The 1,014-nt window shown below is 33.4% G+C and carries 1 protein-coding gene and 1 pseudogene; one reads left to right on the top strand and one right to left on the bottom strand.

The genetic code is table 11. The features are described from left to right. On the bottom strand, positions 1 to 335 hold a 335-nt coding region (locus ACFIO3_RS13895; protein ID WP_375704669.1), incomplete at its 3' end, for an SLC13 family permease. A gap of 353 nt (positions 336 to 688) precedes the next feature. Here ACFIO3_RS13895 and ACFIO3_RS13890 point away from each other — a divergent pair. After that, positions 689 to 1,014: pseudogene (locus ACFIO3_RS13890) on the top strand (hypothetical protein); the annotation flags it as partial.

Below are 1,014 nucleotides of genomic sequence, written 5' to 3'. Positions count from 1 at the left end.
CCAATGTTTTTAACGAACATTGATAACACGACAACAGAAATAACCAAAAAAGCTAATTGAAGACGCACCGATTTCACCTCTGGCCATATTCGTTGAATAATAAATTCCATTATACCAGAGCGAGATACAGCAGTACTGACAACAAACACACTCCCCACGATAATAACGATATCATTACTAAAACCGCTAAAAGCCTCCTTCGGACTAACAAGACCAAGAGCACAAGCTATTAACAATGTACAAATAGCGACGAGATCATAACGAAATCGATCCCAAATAAAAACAACCATCATGAGACCAATGATCAAAAAGGTCATTATTTGATTTTCTGTCATAACACTCACCTCTCCCCATTAAATTATAATGAATAAAAACATATCTTTGATGTTTTAAATATTCCTATAAACAGCAGCAAGATAAAAGCAGACATAGGAATATTTTAAGATAATTTAAAGTGATAAAAATTATGATGTGCATAAACTTACCTCTCTTTATTATGTGTGGTTTTCTATAAAGTGCTGAATCCAAAGAAATTTGATAAAATTTGATAAAGCTATATTGCTAAAAAGATAAGAATACCTCTAATATAGGGCATAAATGACTGTTGAAACTGGTACACGCTATATTTTAACCTTTGTCGTTGCTTAAAAAGAGTTTATCTTCACTCTCAATTTAATGAGTGATAAAAATGAAAGAAGAAAAAATGGTCAATCTTAATAGTGGGTATCAAAGTCACCTAAGATATTGGCTTACTTGCATTATTGGATTTGTTGCTATCTTGGCAATTATAATGGTTGGTGGATTTTATATCGCAAAACCCTATCTTGACAATTTTGTAAGGAAAGAGATAACCCGTCACGCCATAAAAGCAGAAACATCTGAAGTGAGCATCTTAGGTAAAGTCAATTTGAAAAATGTTACATTACCCGTTCCAGCCGGTACATCACTTAAAATTGGTGCCATTTCTGCCCGTCCTCCTCTTTCCTTTATTCCTGGAACTTTCACACTCTATAA

The sequence above is a fragment of the Bartonella sp. AD328YNZD genome (assembly GCF_042196425.1).
The sequence above is the reverse complement of the archived record's forward strand: the minus strand, read 5'-3'. Positions and strand labels throughout refer to the sequence as shown.